Annotated in this window: 14 protein-coding genes and 3 pseudogenes; 15 read left to right on the plus strand and 2 right to left on the minus strand. The window is 68.8% G+C overall.

Features of this window, described 5'->3' with window-relative positions; all coding sequences use genetic code 11:
- Positions 1–68: 68 nt before the first annotated feature.
- From ACWY4P_RS44310 to ACWY4P_RS44350, 9 genes are all read left to right on the plus strand, one after another.
- Positions 69–1,490 carry a Rieske 2Fe-2S domain-containing protein gene (locus tag ACWY4P_RS44310; protein WP_456206460.1) on the plus strand — a complete coding sequence of 474 codons (1,422 nt, stop codon included), beginning with the start codon at positions 69–71 and terminating at the stop codon, positions 1,488–1,490.
- Positions 1,487–2,107 carry a 3-phenylpropionate/cinnamic acid dioxygenase subunit beta gene (locus ACWY4P_RS44315; RefSeq protein ID WP_456206462.1) on the plus strand — a complete coding sequence of 207 codons (621 nt, stop codon included), beginning with the start codon at positions 1,487–1,489 and terminating at the stop codon, positions 2,105–2,107. The genes ACWY4P_RS44310 and ACWY4P_RS44315 overlap by 4 nt, the downstream gene beginning before the upstream one ends.
- On the plus strand, positions 2,104–2,421 hold the full coding sequence (locus ACWY4P_RS44320; RefSeq protein ID WP_456206464.1) for a hypothetical protein: 318 nt from the start codon (positions 2,104–2,106) through the stop codon (positions 2,419–2,421). The genes ACWY4P_RS44315 and ACWY4P_RS44320 overlap by 4 nt, the downstream gene beginning before the upstream one ends.
- Positions 2,418–3,203, plus strand: coding sequence for a 3-(cis-5,6-dihydroxycyclohexa-1,3-dien-1-yl)propanoate dehydrogenase (gene hcaB / locus ACWY4P_RS44325; RefSeq protein ID WP_456206465.1), 786 nt, complete (start codon positions 2,418–2,420; stop codon positions 3,201–3,203). Before ACWY4P_RS44320 ends, hcaB begins: the two co-directional genes overlap by 4 nt.
- Positions 3,204–3,241: 38 nt before the next feature.
- Positions 3,242–3,439 (plus strand): ferredoxin, encoded by a 198-nt coding sequence (locus ACWY4P_RS44330; protein WP_456206467.1) that lies wholly within the window; start codon positions 3,242–3,244, stop codon positions 3,437–3,439.
- Positions 3,436–4,671 carry an NAD(P)/FAD-dependent oxidoreductase gene (locus ACWY4P_RS44335; protein WP_456206469.1) on the plus strand — a complete coding sequence of 412 codons (1,236 nt, stop codon included), beginning with the start codon at positions 3,436–3,438 and terminating at the stop codon, positions 4,669–4,671. The genes ACWY4P_RS44330 and ACWY4P_RS44335 overlap by 4 nt, the downstream gene beginning before the upstream one ends.
- Positions 4,668–5,411, plus strand: coding sequence for a class II aldolase/adducin family protein (locus ACWY4P_RS44340; protein ID WP_456206471.1), 744 nt, complete (start codon positions 4,668–4,670; stop codon positions 5,409–5,411). The genes ACWY4P_RS44335 and ACWY4P_RS44340 overlap by 4 nt, the downstream gene beginning before the upstream one ends.
- Positions 5,412–5,887: 476 nt before the next feature.
- Positions 5,888–7,276: an SLC13 family permease gene (locus tag ACWY4P_RS44345; protein WP_456206473.1), complete on the plus strand. Its 1,389-nt coding sequence runs from the start codon at positions 5,888–5,890 to the stop codon at positions 7,274–7,276.
- A gap of 262 nt (positions 7,277–7,538) precedes the next feature.
- Positions 7,539–8,336 carry an IclR family transcriptional regulator gene (locus ACWY4P_RS44350; RefSeq protein ID WP_456206474.1) on the plus strand — a complete coding sequence of 266 codons (798 nt, stop codon included), beginning with the start codon at positions 7,539–7,541 and terminating at the stop codon, positions 8,334–8,336.
- Positions 8,337–9,104: 768 nt separating this feature from the next.
- Here the strand turns inward: ACWY4P_RS44350 and ACWY4P_RS44355 are convergent.
- The gene (locus ACWY4P_RS44355) at positions 9,105–9,356 is read right to left on the minus strand and encodes a hypothetical protein (protein WP_456206476.1); all 252 of its coding nucleotides are present in this window, start codon (positions 9,354–9,356) and stop codon (positions 9,105–9,107) included.
- 895 nt (positions 9,357–10,251) lie between these two features.
- Here ACWY4P_RS44355 and ACWY4P_RS44360 point away from each other — a divergent pair.
- The 6 genes and pseudogenes from ACWY4P_RS44360 (at position 10,252) to ACWY4P_RS44385 (ending at position 16,022) form a co-directional block, all read left to right on the plus strand.
- Entirely contained in the window at positions 10,252–10,932 is a 681-nt protein-coding gene (locus ACWY4P_RS44360) for a hypothetical protein (protein ID WP_456206477.1), read from the plus strand.
- 161 nt (positions 10,933–11,093) lie between these two features.
- A pseudogene (locus tag ACWY4P_RS44365) lies at positions 11,094–12,545 on the plus strand (ISL3 family transposase); the annotation flags it as partial.
- A 157-nt stretch (positions 12,546–12,702) separates the two neighbouring features.
- Positions 12,703–13,545: an IS3 family transposase gene (locus ACWY4P_RS44370; RefSeq protein WP_456206478.1), complete on the plus strand. Its 843-nt coding sequence runs from the start codon at positions 12,703–12,705 to the stop codon at positions 13,543–13,545.
- Positions 13,479–14,574, plus strand: a pseudogene (locus ACWY4P_RS44375) (integrase core domain-containing protein). Before ACWY4P_RS44370 ends, ACWY4P_RS44375 begins: the two are co-directional and overlap by 67 nt.
- Positions 14,575–14,616: 42 nt before the next feature.
- Positions 14,617–14,775, plus strand: a complete 159-nt coding sequence (locus ACWY4P_RS44380; RefSeq protein WP_456206480.1) for an alpha/beta fold hydrolase — start codon at positions 14,617–14,619, stop codon at positions 14,773–14,775.
- 758 nt (positions 14,776–15,533) lie between these two features.
- On the plus strand, positions 15,534–16,022 hold the full coding sequence (locus ACWY4P_RS44385) for a glycosyltransferase (protein WP_456213265.1): 489 nt from the start codon (positions 15,534–15,536) through the stop codon (positions 16,020–16,022).
- Here ACWY4P_RS44385 and ACWY4P_RS44390 read toward each other — a convergent pair.
- Positions 16,021–17,076 (minus strand): annotated as a pseudogene (locus ACWY4P_RS44390) (extracellular catalytic domain type 1 short-chain-length polyhydroxyalkanoate depolymerase); the annotation flags it as partial. The gene ACWY4P_RS44385 and the pseudogene ACWY4P_RS44390 sit on opposite strands and share 2 nt — an antisense overlap.
- Between the last annotated feature and the right edge of the window lie 38 nt (positions 17,077–17,114).

Genomic DNA, 17,114 nt, shown 5'->3' on the forward strand with positions numbered 1-17,114 from the left:
GTTTCTTCTAATCAGATAAAGCTTCTGCAAGGCAGAGAAATAGATCCAGCTGCGGGTTGGAGTCAGTCATGACCGATCAGGACCGTCTCCTCGCGGAGGTGCGGCAGGGGATGATCCCCGCGCACATCTACAACGACGAGGAGATCTTCCGGCTTGAACGCGAGCGGCTGTTCAGCCGTGCGTGGGTGTTCGTGGGGCATGAGTCCGAGATCCCCCAGGCGGGTGACTACGTCGTGCGGCGGGTGCTGGAGGACTCGTTCATCGTCGCGCGAGGCGAGGACGGAGAGGTGCGGGCACTGTTCAACATGTGTCTGCACCGGGGGATGCAGGTGTGCCGGGCGGAGATGGGCAACGCCTCGCACTTCCGCTGCCCCTACCACGGCTGGTCCTACCGCAACGACGGGCGCATCGTGGGGCTGCCCTTCCACAGGGAGGCCTACGGCGGCGAGGCCGGGTTCCGGCGCAAGGGCCAGACGTTGCTGCCGGCGCCGTCGCTGGACACCTACAACGGACTGATCTTCATCAGCATGGACCCCGCCGCTCCGCCGCTCCGTGACTACCTGGGGGACTTCGCCTTCTACTTGGACTACTACACCAGGCAGTCGGAGAGCGGGATCGAGCTGCGCGGTCCACAGCGCTGGCGGATCAAGGCAAACTGGAAGATCGGCGCGGAGAACTTCGCCGGCGACATGTACCACACGCCGCAGACCCACACGAGCGTGGTCGAGATCGGCCTTTTCCGGGAGCCGAAGGCGGAGAAACGCAAGGACGGCTGCACCTACTGGGCGGGCAACGGGGGCGGAACGACCTACAAACTGCCGCCCGGCACACTGGAGGAGAGGCTGGGCTACGTCGGCTACCCCGACGTCATGATCGAGAAGATGAAGAAGGTCTGGTCGCAGAACCAGCTCGACCTCATCGGCCGTGACGGCTTCATGATCTCCGCGGCCTCGTTGTTCCCGAACATGAGCTTCGTGCACAACTGGCCCAAGGTCGAGGACTCCGACGACGTACTGCCATTCATCTCGCTCCGGACCTGGCAGCCCGTCGGCCCGAACGAGACTGAGGTGCTGTCCTGGTTCGCGGTCGACGCCGAGGCGCCCGAGGAGTACAAGGCGCTGTCCTACAAGGCCTATCTGATGTGTTTCGGCAGCACGGGCATGTTCGAGCAGGACGACGTGGAGAACTGGGTCTCGCTGACCAACACCGCCGGGGGCTCCATGGCCCGTCGGTTGTTGCTCAACAGCCGCATGGGCCTGCTGGAGGACGGAAGCGCCGTCGTCCCCCCGCTGGCCGCCGAGCAGTACGCGGGTCCGGGGCATGCGTACGTCGGATACGGCGAGTACAACCAGCGCCACCTGCTGGAGCGCTGGGCGGACCACCTGGAGCGCCCGGCCGCTCCCGTGCGCCAGGTGCACGTCAGTGGTACCGGCGATCGCGACACGGACGGGACCACGGTCAACGGCGGCACGAAGGCGGTGCGGCGATGAGCACGTCGCGCGCGGACATCCATCCGACCGGCAACGGCGGCCCGTACTCCCGGGAGTCGGCGCTCGGCGGGCACGCATCGAGGATCCAACGGGCCGGCCGGTCGCTGCCGTTCTCCGACGAGCGGCATCTGCAGGCTCACCACTGGCTGGTCGAGGAGGCCTATCTCCTCGACGCGCAGCACTACGACGACTGGCTCGACCTGCTGTCTGAGGACATCCACTACATCATGCCGGTCCGAGTCACCACCGCCCTGGGCGCGGGTTACGACTCAGCGCCCGGCATGGCCCACTTCGACGAGAACAAGTACTCGCTGTCGCGGAGGGTCGCGCGGTTCGGGACCGAGCACGCCTGGACCGAGGATCCGCCCTCGCGACTGCGGCATTACGTGACGAACGTGCGCACCTTCGCCACCGAGGACCCGGACCACCTCGTCGTGGACTCGGCCGTTCTGCTCTACCGCAGCCGCGGCGACGTCCAGGAGGCAGCGGTCGTCTCCGCCGGACGAGAGGACCTCCTGCGTCGCTCCCACGACGGAGAGGGCTGGTTGCTCGCCCGGCGCTCGATCCTGGTCGACGACTCGGTGCTGCGCACCCAGAACCTGGCGATCTTCCTGTGAAGCCGCGCTGGGACGGGGAAGATGAGGACGCACGAGCCGCGGGCCGTGCGGCGGCCGAGCGCCGCACGCTCCTTGCTCACCAGCAGGGCGAGCCGATCGTGCTGGGCAACGAGTTCGCCGAGGTCCGGGTCTGCCGGGTGGAGACCCGCAACGGCTCGCGGCTGTTGATCGAGTCACCGAAGTCGGGTCAGTGGGTCGCGCTGTGTCCGCTGGAAGTCGAGGCGCTGACGTGGCAGAACCCGGCAACGTTCTCGCGGATGATCGGCAAGCCGTTCGGTCCGCTCGTCGAAGCGGGCACGGAGGAAGAATCATGACCGGATGGCTGGAGGGGAAGCGGGCCCTCGTCGTCGGCGCGGGTTCCGGAATCGGCCGGGCCGTCGTCGATGTCTTCCGGGGCGAGGGCGCGCGAGTGGCCGTCCTCGAACGGGATGCGGCCAAATGCGAGAAGCTGTCCTCCGAGGTCCCCGACACCCCGGTCGTCACTGGTGATGCCACGACGCGCGGGGCGAACGAGGAAGCGGTCGAGGCCGCGGTGTCCGCGTTCGGAGGCCTGGACGTCCTGGTCAACTGTGTGGGGGTCTTCGACTTCTACCGGGGCCTTGGGGAGCTCGACGCCGACCGGATCGACGATGCCTTCGCCGAGATGTTCGCCGTCAACGTCAAGAGCCATCTCCACTCCGTCAAGGCCGCCCTGCCCGCGCTGCGCGAGAGCCGCGGGTCGATCGTCCTGACCGAGTCGGCGTCGTCGTACTATCCGGGGCGCGGTGGCGTGCTCTACGTGTCGTCCAAGTTCGCGGTGCGGGGACTGGTCACCGCGCTGGCCCACGAACTCGCCCCGGACATCCGGGTCAACGGAGTGGCTCCGGGCGGAACCCTCGGCACCGACCTGCGCGGGCTGGGCAGCCTCGGACTCGACACCCGGAGCCTGGGCGACACGCCGAACCGGGCCGCGGACATCGCCGGCCGGGTACCGCTGCGAGTGGCCCTGTCGGGTACCGATCACGCGTGGAGCTATGTGTTCCTGGCCTCCGAGCGGTCGCGCGGCATCACCGGCGGGGTGGCGCATCCGGACGGGGGGATGGCGATCAAGGCGTGACGGGGCCGCGCATCACAGTGAATTCAGGAGGAACCGACATGGCCGTCATCAAGGCCGACCTGGAACTCTGCCAGGGCTACGCCAACTGCGTCGTCGCAGCCGACGATGCGTTCGACATCAGCGACGACGGGATCGTCATTGTGCTCAAGGCCGACATTCCGGAGTCCGACCGAGCACGTCTCGAAGAGGCGGCCCGAACCTGCCCGGCATCCGCGCTGAAAGTGGAGGATTCATGAGCCCGACCACGGTGGTCGTCGGCTCCTCGGTCGGGGGCGTGCGCACCGCGCAGGCACTGCGCGGTGCCGGGTACGACGGCGAGGTGGTGCTCGTCGGCGAAGAGGACACCCTCCCGTACGACAAGCCGCCGCTGTCCAAGGCCCTGCTGAGCGGAGACGCCACCGCCGGGAGCATATCCCTGCTGACCGAGCAAGCGGCGTCCGACGCGGGCATCCGTCTCCTCCTCGGCCGCGCCGCCACCCGCCTCGACACAAGGGAACGCTGTGTGGAACTCGCCGACGGCGAGCGCCTCGCCTACGACAGCCTCGTCATCGCCACCGGGGCTCGCGCCCGGCCCTCTCCATGGGGCCGGCCGCCCGGCGTGCACGTCCTGCGCACCCTGAGCGATGCCACGGCGCTCGGCCGCGACCTGCGTCGTGGCGGCCCTCTCGTGGTCATCGGGGCGGGTTTCGTCGGCGCCGAGGTCGCCGCCACGGCCCGCACCATGGGGGTTGCGGACGTCTCCGTCGTCGATCCCGTGCCGATACCACTGAGCCGGGTACTCAACCCCGCGATCGCGGAAGTGTTCACCCGACTGCACACCGACCGCGGTGTCATGACCCGCTTCGGCCTCGGCGTCACGGGAATCGAGGCCACCGCCGACGGCCTGACCGTGAACCTCAGTGACGGCTCGGCGCTGCCCGCCGCCACGGTCGTCGTCGGTATCGGCGCACTGCCCAACGACGAGTGGCTGCGCTCGTCCCCGCTGCGCATCGACGACGGCGTGGTCTGCGACCAGTACTGCCGTGCCGTCGGCGGGCCGGGTGTGTACGCCGTCGGCGATGTCGCTCGCTGGTTCCACCCCCGGCGCGGCCGGCTGACACGGGTCGAACACTGGACCAACGCTGTCGAGCAGGCCGCGTGCGTGGCCCACAACATCGCCCACCCCGAGCGACCGCGTGCTCACGAGCCGGTCGAGTACGTCTGGAGCGATCAATACGACTGGAAGATCCAGCTCACCGGCCGCACCGGCGCCGATCTGGACCACCTGACGGTCCACGGGCCGCATCCGGACCACTCGTTCGCCGTACTCTACGGCGATCCGGACGGCAGGTTCGCCGGAGCCATGACCGTGAACTGGCCACGCGCCCTGATCCAGTGCCGTCGCGCGCTGGGCGCGGCGCCCCCGTTGGACGAAGTGCGACACACCGTGGAGGCCATGGTGAAGCAGATAGCGAGGAGGGCCGGGTGAGCACCACGGCCCCACCCCCGAGCGCCGAACTCGACTCACTGCGATCGATGATCGCCCAGGCGTGCCGGGTGCTCGCGGCACGCGCGCTGGCCGACGGAATCCTCGGGCACATCAGCCTGCGCATCGACGAACGGCGGCTGCTGGTCCGCTGCCGCGGCCCACAGGAACGCGGTCTGGCGTTCACCACCGCCGCCGACGTCCGGCTGGTCGACCTCGACGGGCAGGCCGGTGCCCCGGGTGAGCTCGACGGCGGATACGCCCCGCCGAACGAACTCCCCCTGCACACCGAAGTGTTGCGCTCCCACACCGATATCTCCGCGGTGGTGCACGCCCACCCCCCGGACGTCGTCTCCGCCGACCTCGCCGGCATCACGATCCGCCCTGTCGTCGGCGCGTTCGACATCCCCGGCACTCGACTCGCCGCTGGCGGAGTGCCTGTCTATCCGCGCGGAGTGCTCGTGCGCAACCGGCGGCTGGCCGCAGAGATGGTCTCCGCGATGGCAGGACGCCCCGTCGTCGTGCTGCGCGCACATGGCCTGACCAGCGCTGCCTCGAGTGTGGAACAGGCCGTTCTGCAGGCCATCAGCGTCGACCAACTCGCCGGGTTGTCTCTGCGCATCGTCAGTGCCGGAGGAAAACTGGCCGATCTGCCGGAAGCGGATATGGCGGAACTGCCGGACCTCGGCAGAGCGTTCAACACCGAGACAGCCTGGCGCCACGAACTCGCCCGTCTTCCATAACCCGACGGGCGCGTCATCCCCGTCAGCTATGTGGAGGGCGTGTCGCCCCTCGGTCGGCGCGTGGCCCGGAGAGAAGGCGGTCCGCGCGCCGGAGTCCTCCACGTCGGTACCGGTGCGCGGGCACAGCCTGACGCGACCGGCTGGACGTGTTCTTCACCGCGTCGCCGTCGGCCCGTGCCGCCGTCTCCTCACTGATTCTTTTCGTGATCAGGCGTACGAAAACGCGTCCACCTGGTTCTTTGCCGACCTCATGGCCGGGTCCTTCCGCGCGGCTCCGCCGCGCTCGACCCGGCGCTGCCCGCTCCCCAGTCCCCGGCTCGACACGGTGTGCCTCGGGGCGGCGATGTCCGGCACGGGTCTTGACACCACCCAGCCGATCAAAAGAAAGTCCTTCTGCTCTACGGAATCTCATGCCGGTTTGCCTCGTTCCAGCGGGCGCTGCCGGTGGCCCCACCGTCGCGGCCAGAGGAAGTGCTATGTCCATTCACGTCATCGGAGTCGTGGCCCTTGCGCTCGTCTTCATCATCGGCACGCTGAGACCCGTCAACATCGGCGCCCTCGCGCTCATCGCAGTCTTCCTGATCGGGAAACTGGTGGCACACGACGATGCCGCCAAAATTCTGTCTGGGTTTCCGCCAGACCTCTTCGTCCTGCTCGTCGGCGTGACCTACTTGTTCGGCCTCGCGGCCGTGAACGGCACGCTGGAATGGCTCATCGAACGGGCGGTCGGGCTCCTCGGGGACCGGCCCGCGCTCGTACCCTGGCTGATCTTCTGCTTCTCGGCCGTGCCGACCATGGCAGGAGCGCTGGGTCCGGCCGGCGTGGCCATGCTCGCACCGCTGTGTCTCGGGCTCGGGGAGCGCTACGGCCTCGATCGCCGCATGTCCGCGCTCATGGTCATGCACGGCTCGTGCCTCGGGAACTTCTCACCGCTCAACGGGCTGGCGATCATCGTCCAGCAGGCAGCCAAGGCAAACGGAATCTCGGTCTCGGCAGCCGACCTCTTCTTCGGCAGCGCCGCATACAACCTCGGCCTGGCTGTCGTCGTCTACCTCTTCTTCGGCGGCCGTACGCTCTGGCGTCAGCGCCGCGCGCAATCGGCCGTGGCCGCGGTGTCCTCGCGTTCCGGAGCGGGCATCCCGGCGGCCGTCCGGGACAGCGCGACAGCCGGCAGCGGGAGCGTCTCCGTGACGGGTAGCGGAAGCACCTCAGGATCGGCAGGCGCCGGCAGCGGGGTCCCTGACGCGCCCAACGCCGCGAGCGCCACGCTGCGGCTGGACCAGGCGATCACCCTTGTGGTGCTGATCGCTGTGGCGGTCGGTGCGCTCGTCTTCGACCTGGAGATCGGCTTCCTCGCCCTGATAGCAGCGGCGCTCCTCCACACAGTGTTCCCCACCAGGTTCGCGAAGGCCGACACCCGGATCGTCTGGTCGGTTGTGCTCCTGATCTGCGGCGTCGTCACCTTGGTTGCGGCCCTGCAGCGCTACGGCACGGTCCAGGTTGTGGGCCGGGGAATCGCCGATGTGGGCGGGCCGCTGCTGGCGGCGCTCCTTTTGTGCCTGGTCGCGGCAGTCACCTCGGCTTTCGCGTCCAGTGCCGGTCTGCTTGGCGTGCTGATACCGCTGGCCGTGCCGTTCCTCGCCCAGGGCGACGTCGGCAGCACCGCCGTGATCGTCTCGCTCGCGATCTCCGCCACAGTCGTGGACTCGACCCCATTCTCGTCCGTGGGGGCGCTGACACTGTCCTACGCGCCCGAGAAGGAACGTCCGAGGCTGTTCCGGGCGATGCTCACATGGGGCCTCGGGATGGCAGTGACCGCACCGATGCTCACCTGGCTGTTCTTCATCCTGCCGAGCGCCGGCTGAGCCACGTTCTCACCGTCGGCGAAAACGGCATCTGCGTCCGGTTCGAAGAACGATGCGCAGATGACTACCGATGCGCGCGGACTCGTCACTTCTCACCTGCACGTTCTGGCCGCCGCGGGCCTGGGGACCTTGCTGGGGTCACGCTTCCATGCGTGACCCCAGTTGCAGGAGACGACCAACGCCCGGAACCGCCTGGCCCGTCCACTGGGCGTCCAGCCCGAACGTCCCCAACGTGTGACGGGCAGGACTTAAGATTTCTGCTATGAAGAAATCGTCACCTCTGGATCAAGGACTTGCCGTAGGAGCTCGGCCGCAGTACCCGATCGAGTCGGTCGACAACGCGATGCGGATCCTGTTGTTCATGGGCGAGCGCAGTGAGCTGCGCCTCACGGAGGTGGCCACGTACCTGGGCGTCGCTTCCTCGACGGCGCACCGACTCCTCGCGATGCTGCAATACCGGGGATTCGTCCGTCAGGATAACCGCACGAAGGCTTATGTGCCGGGACCCGCGCTGACCGGGGTCGCGTTCTCGATCCTCCAGCGGTTCGACGTGCGGGAGCCGCTTCGGCCATATCTCGAAGAGCTCAACCGCGAAACCTCGGAGACCGTCCACCTCGGCGTGCTGGACGGCACCACGGTGCGGTTCATCGACGCCATCGAAAGTCCGCGAGCCGTACGAGTGGCCTCGCGGCTCGGGCAGTCCATGCCTGCGCACTGCACATCGACGGGAAAGGCGATGCTGTCGACTCTGCCGACCGAGCAACTCCACCAGCTCTACCCGGAAGGTGAGCTGCCAGGGCTCACCGAGCACTCGTTGCGCACCCGCAAGGCGCTGGAGAAGGACATCGCCGATATCCGGCGCCGGGGCTACGCGACGAGTTCGGAAGAGAGCGAGGAAGGCGTCTCGTCCGTCGCGGTGGCCTTCCCGGCCGAGCTGCCCTCGTTGCGCATGGCGTTCAACGCCGCGGTCCCGGTCGGACGGATGAAGCGGGCTGATGTCCAGCGCATCGGCGAGTTGGTTCGCACGACCGTCGACCAGGCGTCCCGGGTCCTGCTCTGATCCATGGACGTGTGGCAGTACAACAAGCACGCGCAACGGGAACGGAGGTCCGTGCTGGTCAAGCGGCATGTTCGCGGCCTGATGGGTGGATCTAGGTCAGCGTCGCCTCGGTGCTGCGGTGCCCGGCGAAAGCGCCTTGGACCAGGTCCACAAGGTCAGCGACTGTCCGAAGCCGCGGCGCGACTTTGACAGGAACGGCGGCCTCTGGGCGCGGGCGATCGTGGCCCGATGCGAAAGACAGCCGGACAGCAGCCCCCCGGTCGCTGCGGAGTACGGAACGACGCGCTCCAGCAGGTCGAGCCAATGCTGTTCGCCTGAGACGCGGCCATGTGGAGCCGGTTCGCGGTGACCGGGTCGATCCTGTCGCGTTCGCAGACCAGCAGGTACTCGGCAAGTCCCCGCGCGTACACGTCGATCGTCCGGGGCGCCCGACCCAAGTCCGCCCACACCCGCAGCCACTCGGCTGCCCTCTCGTGTCGGCACAAGACCGCGACTTCTCTTCTGGCGCCATGGGCATGCCCAACAGTGCGGGTGCCGATATATCATCCGCGCAGCTCAGGCTGCGTGCTGGTATTCGTGGAGGGTTCCGCCGAGTCGGTCTCGTCGGTCGATTTTCAGGTGGGCGAGCTGGGCTTGTTGGGTGATGGGTGCGGGTAGTGGGCGGCATGGGGCGTGTCGGCGGCTCGCCGCGCTACCCAACGTCGAGCAACTTGCCTGACTTGCCTGACACGGCGATCAAGCTCTGACCTGCCACAACGGCGATTCACCCTAGATAAATGGGCCGGCGATGGCGAAGCAGGTCAGTCCGATGGACCGGTCGCGGATGCCGAGGCGGTTGTCGGGCGCGGCGACCACGGTGGCGCGCAGGTGCTCGGCGAGCAGGGCGGGCGCCGGCCCCCGGCCGCGGGTCTCCTGGCTCTTCTCCATCTCACGCACCTTGGCCCTGAGCACCCGGCGGGCGCGGGCGGCCACGGTCTTGTCGAGGACCAGGTGGTGGTCGGTACGGCCGGTGACGACCACGCCGGACAGGCGGCGGTCGATGGTCGAGGGCGCGGTGTACGTGCCCGGTGGTGGGCCGTGTCCACGCCGGTCCGCCCAAGCACGCCGACCTCGCCGGCCAGGTCGCCGATGACGGCCTCTTAGACGGGAAGGCTGTCCGAGGTTGCACTCCTCGGACGGCCTCCGAAGCATGGGCCCCGGTGCAACGGACGCGCGCCTGCTCGTTGCACCGCCCGCCATGGCCGGGCGGCCAACTCTGTGGGTGATCGTAGACCGGCGTCGTCGGGTTGTCTGTCACCGTCGGGGGTGATTTGCTCGGGCGCGCCCCGCGACAACGCCTGCGGATGATCCGTAAGACCACTCCTGGGCGGTCGATGGCTGCTCCCGGGGGGCGCGCAGCAGCCCTCGGCTACGTCACGGTCGCGGGGACCGGACGGCCTTGGCGGCGTTGGCTAGCCCGGCGCGCAGTTGCTGCCGCAGCTCGGCATGGGCCGTGCGGTGGCGGTGATCGCCCGCTCGGGACGGAGGCTTGGAGCCGCCCGAACCCCATTCCGCCCCCTGACACTGCCTGCTCCTGGCATCGTGCTCCGGCGGCACAGCATTCGGCCCGCCCGCCCCATAAGATTGGCGGGCTGTCAGCCCACACAGTTCCACCGCAGATGGCGGCGCCCTGCCCCGAAGGGCTCCTCCCGCACGTTTCTCTTTCGGTCCTGTGGTAATCCGCTTGAACGACGGTCGGGTGGACGTGGCAGGCTTGCGCGGTGATTGTCGAGCTGGCCCCCGTTTCCTGGCCTGGGACGATGTGGATCCTGCCCGTCATCCCTTCGACAGCGCGTCGGCACCGAAGGTGGTGCGGTCCCTCGGTCCCGCCCGGAGGGTTCCCAGCCACCCCGATATCCCTCTTGGCGACCCGGCGATGAGTGCCTGGAGCTGGGCCAACGGCAAACCCTGGGCCGACGCCATGTCGCACGCACTCGCCCAGCACTACGGCCGCTGGACTGTGGGCTGGCGCTGGGCGCACGACGAAGGGGACTTCGACGGTGGACCTGTCGGGAACTGGTGCTGCCCGCAGGACTCAATCACCACTCCTAAGGAGACGCTCGCCCGTGTCGTCGCGGCGCTGTGCGAGTGGCGCGAGTGGCTGGAGAGCCTTGCCAGGTGGTTCGAGGCGTACCCGCTGGACCTGGCCGACGTCGAGGACCGGCGGATCCTGTGGGAGCGCGCCGCCCGAAACCTGATCGTGCAGGTGGCCGACCGCACCGGCTGCGGCAGCGGCTGGCACGGACACTGCCATCAAGTGCTCGCCTGGTTCCTCAGTCGTTGGGGCGTCGCACCCGACCTCGCACAGGAACTGGTCGAGCAGGCGATCGGCGGGCGGTTCGCAAGCTGGACCGGACCCGACTCGGTACTGGTCGAGGACGTCGCGGAGCGGCTCGCACTGTCGCTGCGGCCGGACGACGGCGCACGATCCACCGGCCTTGCCCCGGACCATCTGTGCCGCTGGATCGCGGTGCGCAAGACCGTGCCATGGCAGGAGGCCCCCGGCGGCGGAGACGAACCGGTGACCCCGTTGCGCGATGGTGATGGCGATTCCTGAAAACGGCTCTGTCCGCAGTTCCGTGAATCCCCAGGTCAGATGCGGGAACGGGGGATCGTTTCAGCAGGGTGTTTCCTGCTATGGCGAGCAAGACGGTCGAGGATGTGCTGTTTCCCGGGATCGATGTGCGAGTGGAGCGTGTCAGCGACTCCTCCGGCGACATGGTGGTGGAGGCGGTGTCCACCAGCCGTCCAAGCCGGTGCCCGGACTGCCGGAAACCGGCGAGGCGCGTCCACAGCTCGTACCAACGCACCCTGAACGAGCGGCCGTTGGGCTCGCGCCGAGTCGTGGTCCGACTCCGGGTTCGCCGGTATTTCTGCGACCGCAGGAGCTGTTCCCGCAGGACGTTCGTCGAGCAGGTCGGCGGGCTGACCGAACGGCACCGCCGGTCGAGCGTCGAGCTGACCGGGTGGCTGCGGTCGATCGCGGTCGAGCTGGGCGGCCGTCCAGCCGCGAGACTGTGCCACCGTCTGCGGCTGACCGCGGGCCGGACCCGGCTACTCAGTTTGCTGAAGGCACCCGCGGTGCCGGTCCGCGCCCCGCGGGTGCTGGGGGTGGATGAGTTCGCCTTCCGCAAGGGCTGCACCTACGGCACCGTGCTGGTCGACGTCGAAGCCGGCCGGGTCGTGGACGTGCTGCCCGACCGCACCTCGGAGACGTTCACGGCCTGGCTGGCCGGGCATCCCGGCGCCGAGATCATCTGCCGCGACCGGGCCACCGCCTACACCAAGGCGGTCAAGGAGGCCGCCCCGGACGCCCTCGAAATTGCCGATCGATGGCATTTGCTCCAGAACCTGTCCGCGGCAGTGGAGAAGACGTGCCATCAGCACCGCAACTGCCTGCGCAAACACACCGAGGAGGAGACAGAGACGGCGACCAATGTGCCGGAGCCGCCACCGATGCTGTTACCGCCCACCGAGATGCCCCGCACCCAGATCATCGAACGGACCCGCCACCGCTACGAAGACATCCACCGCCTCCTGGAGAAGGGCTGGACGATCAGCGCCATCGCCCGGAGACTGAACCTCGACCGCAAGACCGTGCGCCGCTTCCGCGACACCGACCTCGACCAACTGCTGGTCTCCGCCCGCGACCGCCGGCCCAACGGCGTCCTGGATCCGTTCAAGGCGTATCTCAACGCCCGCTTCACCGAAGCACAGGGTCAGGTCAGCGGCACCCGCCTCTTCCTGGAGATCCGGGAACGCGGCTACCTCGGCAGCCGTCAGGTCGTCCGCAAGCACCTCGCCGCCCTGCGCGCGGGAACCGCCGAACCCGTCCGGGCCGACATCCCCAGCCCTCGGAAGATCACCTCGTGGATCATGCGCCCGCGCGACACGCTCACCGACAGCCAGGAGGAGCGGCTGCTTCAGGTCCGGCTCGCCTGCCCCGACATCACCCGGGCCTGCGACCTGGCCCGCGCATTCGCCGATCTGGTGCGTCACCAGCGCGGATACCTGCTCCAGCAGTGGATCCGCCAAGCCGAGCAGGACGCCCCGAAGCCGATGAGCGGATTCGCCGGCTTCCTCCGCCGAGACCTCGACGCCGTCACCGCCGGCCTCACCCTGCCATGGAGTTCCGGAGTCGTCGAAGGACACGTAAACCGGGTGAAAACACTCAAGCGAGCCATGTATGGCCGCGCCTCGTTCGAACTCCTCCGCACTCGCATTCTCACTCAGCCGTCTATGCCCGTACCGCTTCAGAATTGCTGCACGCTCTCTGACCTGGGGCGATGCCTGCAGGGCCGATCCGGCACCACTTGTGCTTGTACGAATGGTCTACCTGATCGCCACGCGGATCTTCACGTGGCTGGTTCTGCTGTCCCGAACCTCCGTGGCCAAGGAGGCCGAGATACTGACCTTGCGGCACGAGGTCGCGGTCCTGCGTCGGCAGGTCGCCGCTCCCAAGCCCACATGGCCCGACCGGGCGCTGCTCGCCGCCCTGGCCCGGCTCCTGCCGCGGGCGTTGCGCCGGCATCGCATCGTCTCCCCGCGCACCCTCCTGGCCTGGCACCAGCGTCTGATCAAGGACAAGTGGAGGCAACCCGCCTCGCCGGGACGCCCGCCTACGCCCGAGGAGCTGCGCGACCTGATCATCCGGCTCGGCGCCGAGAACCCACGATGGGGCTTCCGGCGAGTCCACGGCGAACTCCGTCGCCTGGGACACAGCGTCAGTCAGGCCAGCGTCCGCCGGACCCTGCGTGCCGCTGGCCTCGGCCCAGCCCCGCGGCGGCATCCGGTGCGCGGCGAATGGGCCGCCTTCCTCAAGACCCAGGCCCATGGCCTGCTTGCTACCGATCTCTTCCACGTCGACACCATCAGCCTGCGGCGGCTGTACGTTCTGTTCGTTATGGAGGTACGCACCCGCACGGTGCATATCCTGGGTGTGACCGCCCACCCCACCGCCGTCTGGGCCACGCAGCAGTGCCCTTGCCGGAAATCTCATCCGCCCTGGTGGAGGCTGGTGCATCGGGTTTCCCGAAATCTGGCGGCGGTCGCCCAAGCTGGCGCTCTCGCGCAGCTGCCGTCAGCGCGTCATGATGATCGATCGTGCTGCTGCGACTGGCTTACCTGGGTGTGTCGAACGCGTTTGCGATGCTTCGCCTGCTGCCGATGACCGACCGGGGCAAGGACGCGGATCCTCGCCCTGCGCCACCAGATCACCGTGCTGGAACGCCAACTCGGCAAGGGAAAGATCCGGTTCTCGCCAAGCGATCGGGCGTTCCTGGCGGCGCTGCTTCACCGGCTGCCACTGCACGTCCTGCGACAGTTACGGCTGCTCGTACGCCCCGACACAGTACTGCGTTGGCACCGCAACCTCGTCGCACGCCGCCATGCCGCCTCCTGCCGGCCCAAGCGCCCGGGACGGCCGCGCACGGTGCGCTCGATCCGCGTCCTGGTGCTGCGCCTGGCGAAGGAGAACTCGAGCTGGGGGTACCGGCGCCTGCACGGCGAGCTGCTTGTGCTGGGGGTGCAGGTGGGCGCGTCCACCGTCTGGGAAATCCTGAAGGAGGCCGGCATCGGCCCTGCGCCCGAGCGGAGCTCCAGTACCTGGGCCGACTTCCTTCGCTCCCAGGCTGATGCGCTGCTGGCCTGCGATTTCATGGAAACGGTCACCCTGTCGGGGGTGCGGATGTACGTGCTCGTGGTGATCGAACACGGCAGTCGCCGGATCCGCGTCCTGGGCGCCACCACGCATCCGATCGCCTCTTGGGTGGCGCAAGCGGCGAAGAACCTCGTCATGGACATCGAAGACCTCGGCTGCCGGGCACGATTCATGATCCGGGACCGGGACGGGAAGTTCCCCGAACTGTTCGATGCCGTCCTCAAGGACGCGGGAATCGACGTCGTGCTCAGCGGCATCCAGATTCCGAGGATGAACTCGATCACGGAAAGGTGGATACAGACCTGTCGCCGCGAGCTCCTGGACCGGACCTTGATCTGGAACCAACGGCATCTCCTCCACACCCTGCGCGAGTTCGAGCAGTTCTACAACGGACACCGACCACACCAGGGCATCGCGAACGGCAGACCGCTGCACCCCTTGCCCCCGCCGATCGACGATCCAGACACGTTAGCCCGCCTCGACATACACCGACACGATCGCCTCGGCGGCATCCTCCACGAATACCAACACGCGGCGTGACCTGCACGGACGAGGTTTCCGGCAAGGGCACAGTCGGACCACTTGGCCGCGACTCTCGCGCACTGCCGCACCGTCGTCCTGCCCGACCAGGGGCACTCGGTGCTCGTGGAGCGGCCCAGGGAGACGGCCGAACTGCTGCTGGAATGGCTCGAAGACGACATCCACGACGGCATCCACACACCGGTGAAGGGGGCCAGATGAGCCGCCGGTTCCTGTTTGTCGTACCGCCCCTGGTCGGCCACATCAACCCGGTGGTCGGGACCGCCGCCGCGCTCGCCGGGCGGGGCCACGACATCGCCTGGGCAGGGCCGGCCGACCTGGTGCGCCGGCTGGCCGGACCCGAGGCGCATGTGTTCCCCTGTGTGCAGGCCGACCCCGTGCCGGACCGCGTTGCGAAGATCGCCGACCGGACCGCCGAACTGAAGGGACCCGCGGCGTTCCGGTTCCTGTGGGAGAGCTTCCTGATCCCGCTGGCGGACCACATGGCTCCCCGGATACGGGCGGCCATCGAGGAGTTCGGCCCGGACCTCGTGATCGCCGACCAGCAGACCGTCGCCGGCGGTATGGTCGCCGAGTCTCTCGGTCTGACCTGGGTGACCTCCGCGACCACCTCGGCCGAGCTGGTCGACCCGCTCGCGGGCATGCCCAAGGTGGCGGCCTGGCTGGACGGCCTGCTGGAGGCGCTGCGCGGCCGGATTGCGGACGGCAGGGGCACGGCCGACCCGAGGATGTCCCCGCACGGTGTGCTCGCTTACACGACACGCGCCCTGCTGGGCCCGGTCGAACTGCCCGCTCGTGTCTGGCTGGTGGGCCCGTCCGTCACCGACCGCCCGGCGTCCGCGGACTTTCCCTGGCAGTGGCTGGAGGGAGCGGAACGCACCGTCCTGGTCAGCCTCGGCACCGCGAACGCGGACGCGAGCGGGCCGTTTCTGAACGCCGCGGTCCAGGCGTTGTCCGGCATGGCCGGGGTACGCGCCGTCGTCGTCGACCCCGCCGGCAGCGTGACCGGAGCGGGCGAGAACATCCTGCTGCGGCCGCACGTTCCCCAACTGCCGCTGCTCGCCCGCGTCGACGCCGTCGTCTGTCATGCCGGGCACAACACCGTCTGCGAGGCACTGTGGCACGGCGTCCCGCTGGTGGTCGCACCCATCAGGGACGACCAGCCCATCGTCGCGGGCCAGGTCACCGACGCGGGCGCGGGCGTCAGGCTGCGCTTCGGCCGCGCCGACACGCGGCGGCGCCGATGCCGTCGACACGGTCCTGGACGAGGCGTCGGGCCACCGCGCGGCGGCGCGGTCGGTCGGTCGTTCGTTCCGGGCGGCAGGCGGAAGCGGGGCCGCGGCCGACCGCCTCGAAGCACTCCTGACGCACTGCTCCTGAGGCACTCCACGCCCGCTCCCGGGCGTTGCGGTCAGGGGCCGGTGGTCCCGGTGACTGTCAGTCAGTGAGCGCGGACATGGCCCCGGTGCCCTGGTCGCCGCCGTCGAGACCCCAGAAACGGGTGGTGTGGTAGCTGGAGCAGATGGTGTCGAGGTAGTAGGTACCGGCGCTGCCGCACTGTTCCGTGCCGCTGCCCGGGTCGACCGCGAGCCCGTGTGTCATACCGGAGACGGAGTAGACCTCGACCGCGGGTCGGCCGGAGGCGTCGTCGTAGACGCTCAGCGTGGTGCCGCCGCTGAGATTCTCGGTGCGGGAGGGTGTCTGGCTGATGCCCCACGTGTCGGTCCACTGGTCGCGCAGCTCGGTGGCGTTGGCGGGCCGGACGGTGGTGTCGGCGGTGCCTTGCCAGATCGCGACGCGAGGCCAGGACGTGGTGCCGGCGGGGGCGGCGGAGCGCACCAGGTCACCCCACTGGGCGGGAGTCTTGTCCGGCGGACTGTACATGCAGGTGTACGCCGCGGCCATGGTGTCCGCGCAGCGGGCGGGCAGACCGGAGTCGATGGCCCCGCCCGCGAAGACGTCGGGGTACGCGGCGAGCATGTTCGAGGTCATGCCACCGCCGGCGGACAGGCCGGTGATGTAGACCCGCCGGGTGTCGCTGCCGTACTGCGAGACGGCCTTGTCGACCATCTGCTTGATGGACAGCGCCTCGCCCTGACCGCGCGCGCTGTCCCCCGGCTGGAACCAGTTGAAGCAGGAGTTGATGTTGTTGGCGCTGCTCGTCTGAGGGAAGACCAGGGCGAAGCGGTAGAGGTCGGCGAACTTCTGCCAGCCGGAGTGGGCGTAGTAGTCGCTCGCGTTCTGTGTGCAGCCGTGCAGGGCGATCACGAGCGGAGCGTCGGACGGCAGGTCGTCGGGCGCGTAGGTGTACATGGACAGGTTGCCGGGGTTCGTGCCGAAATCGGTGACCTGGGTCAGGTCCGCGGCGGATGCCTGCGGGCTCGCGGTGATCAGGCCGCCCGTGAGGGCCAGCGCCCCCGCGGCGGCGGTGAGCCAGCGGCGGAGGCCTCCGATGAGGCGGCGGCTCTTGGTGGAGCGTAACGGTGGGTACGGCTGTCGCATGTCGACTGCCTCCTCAAGTGGTGAACTCGCCGTGGACC

This window comes from Streptomyces sp. LZ34 (assembly GCF_053890475.1).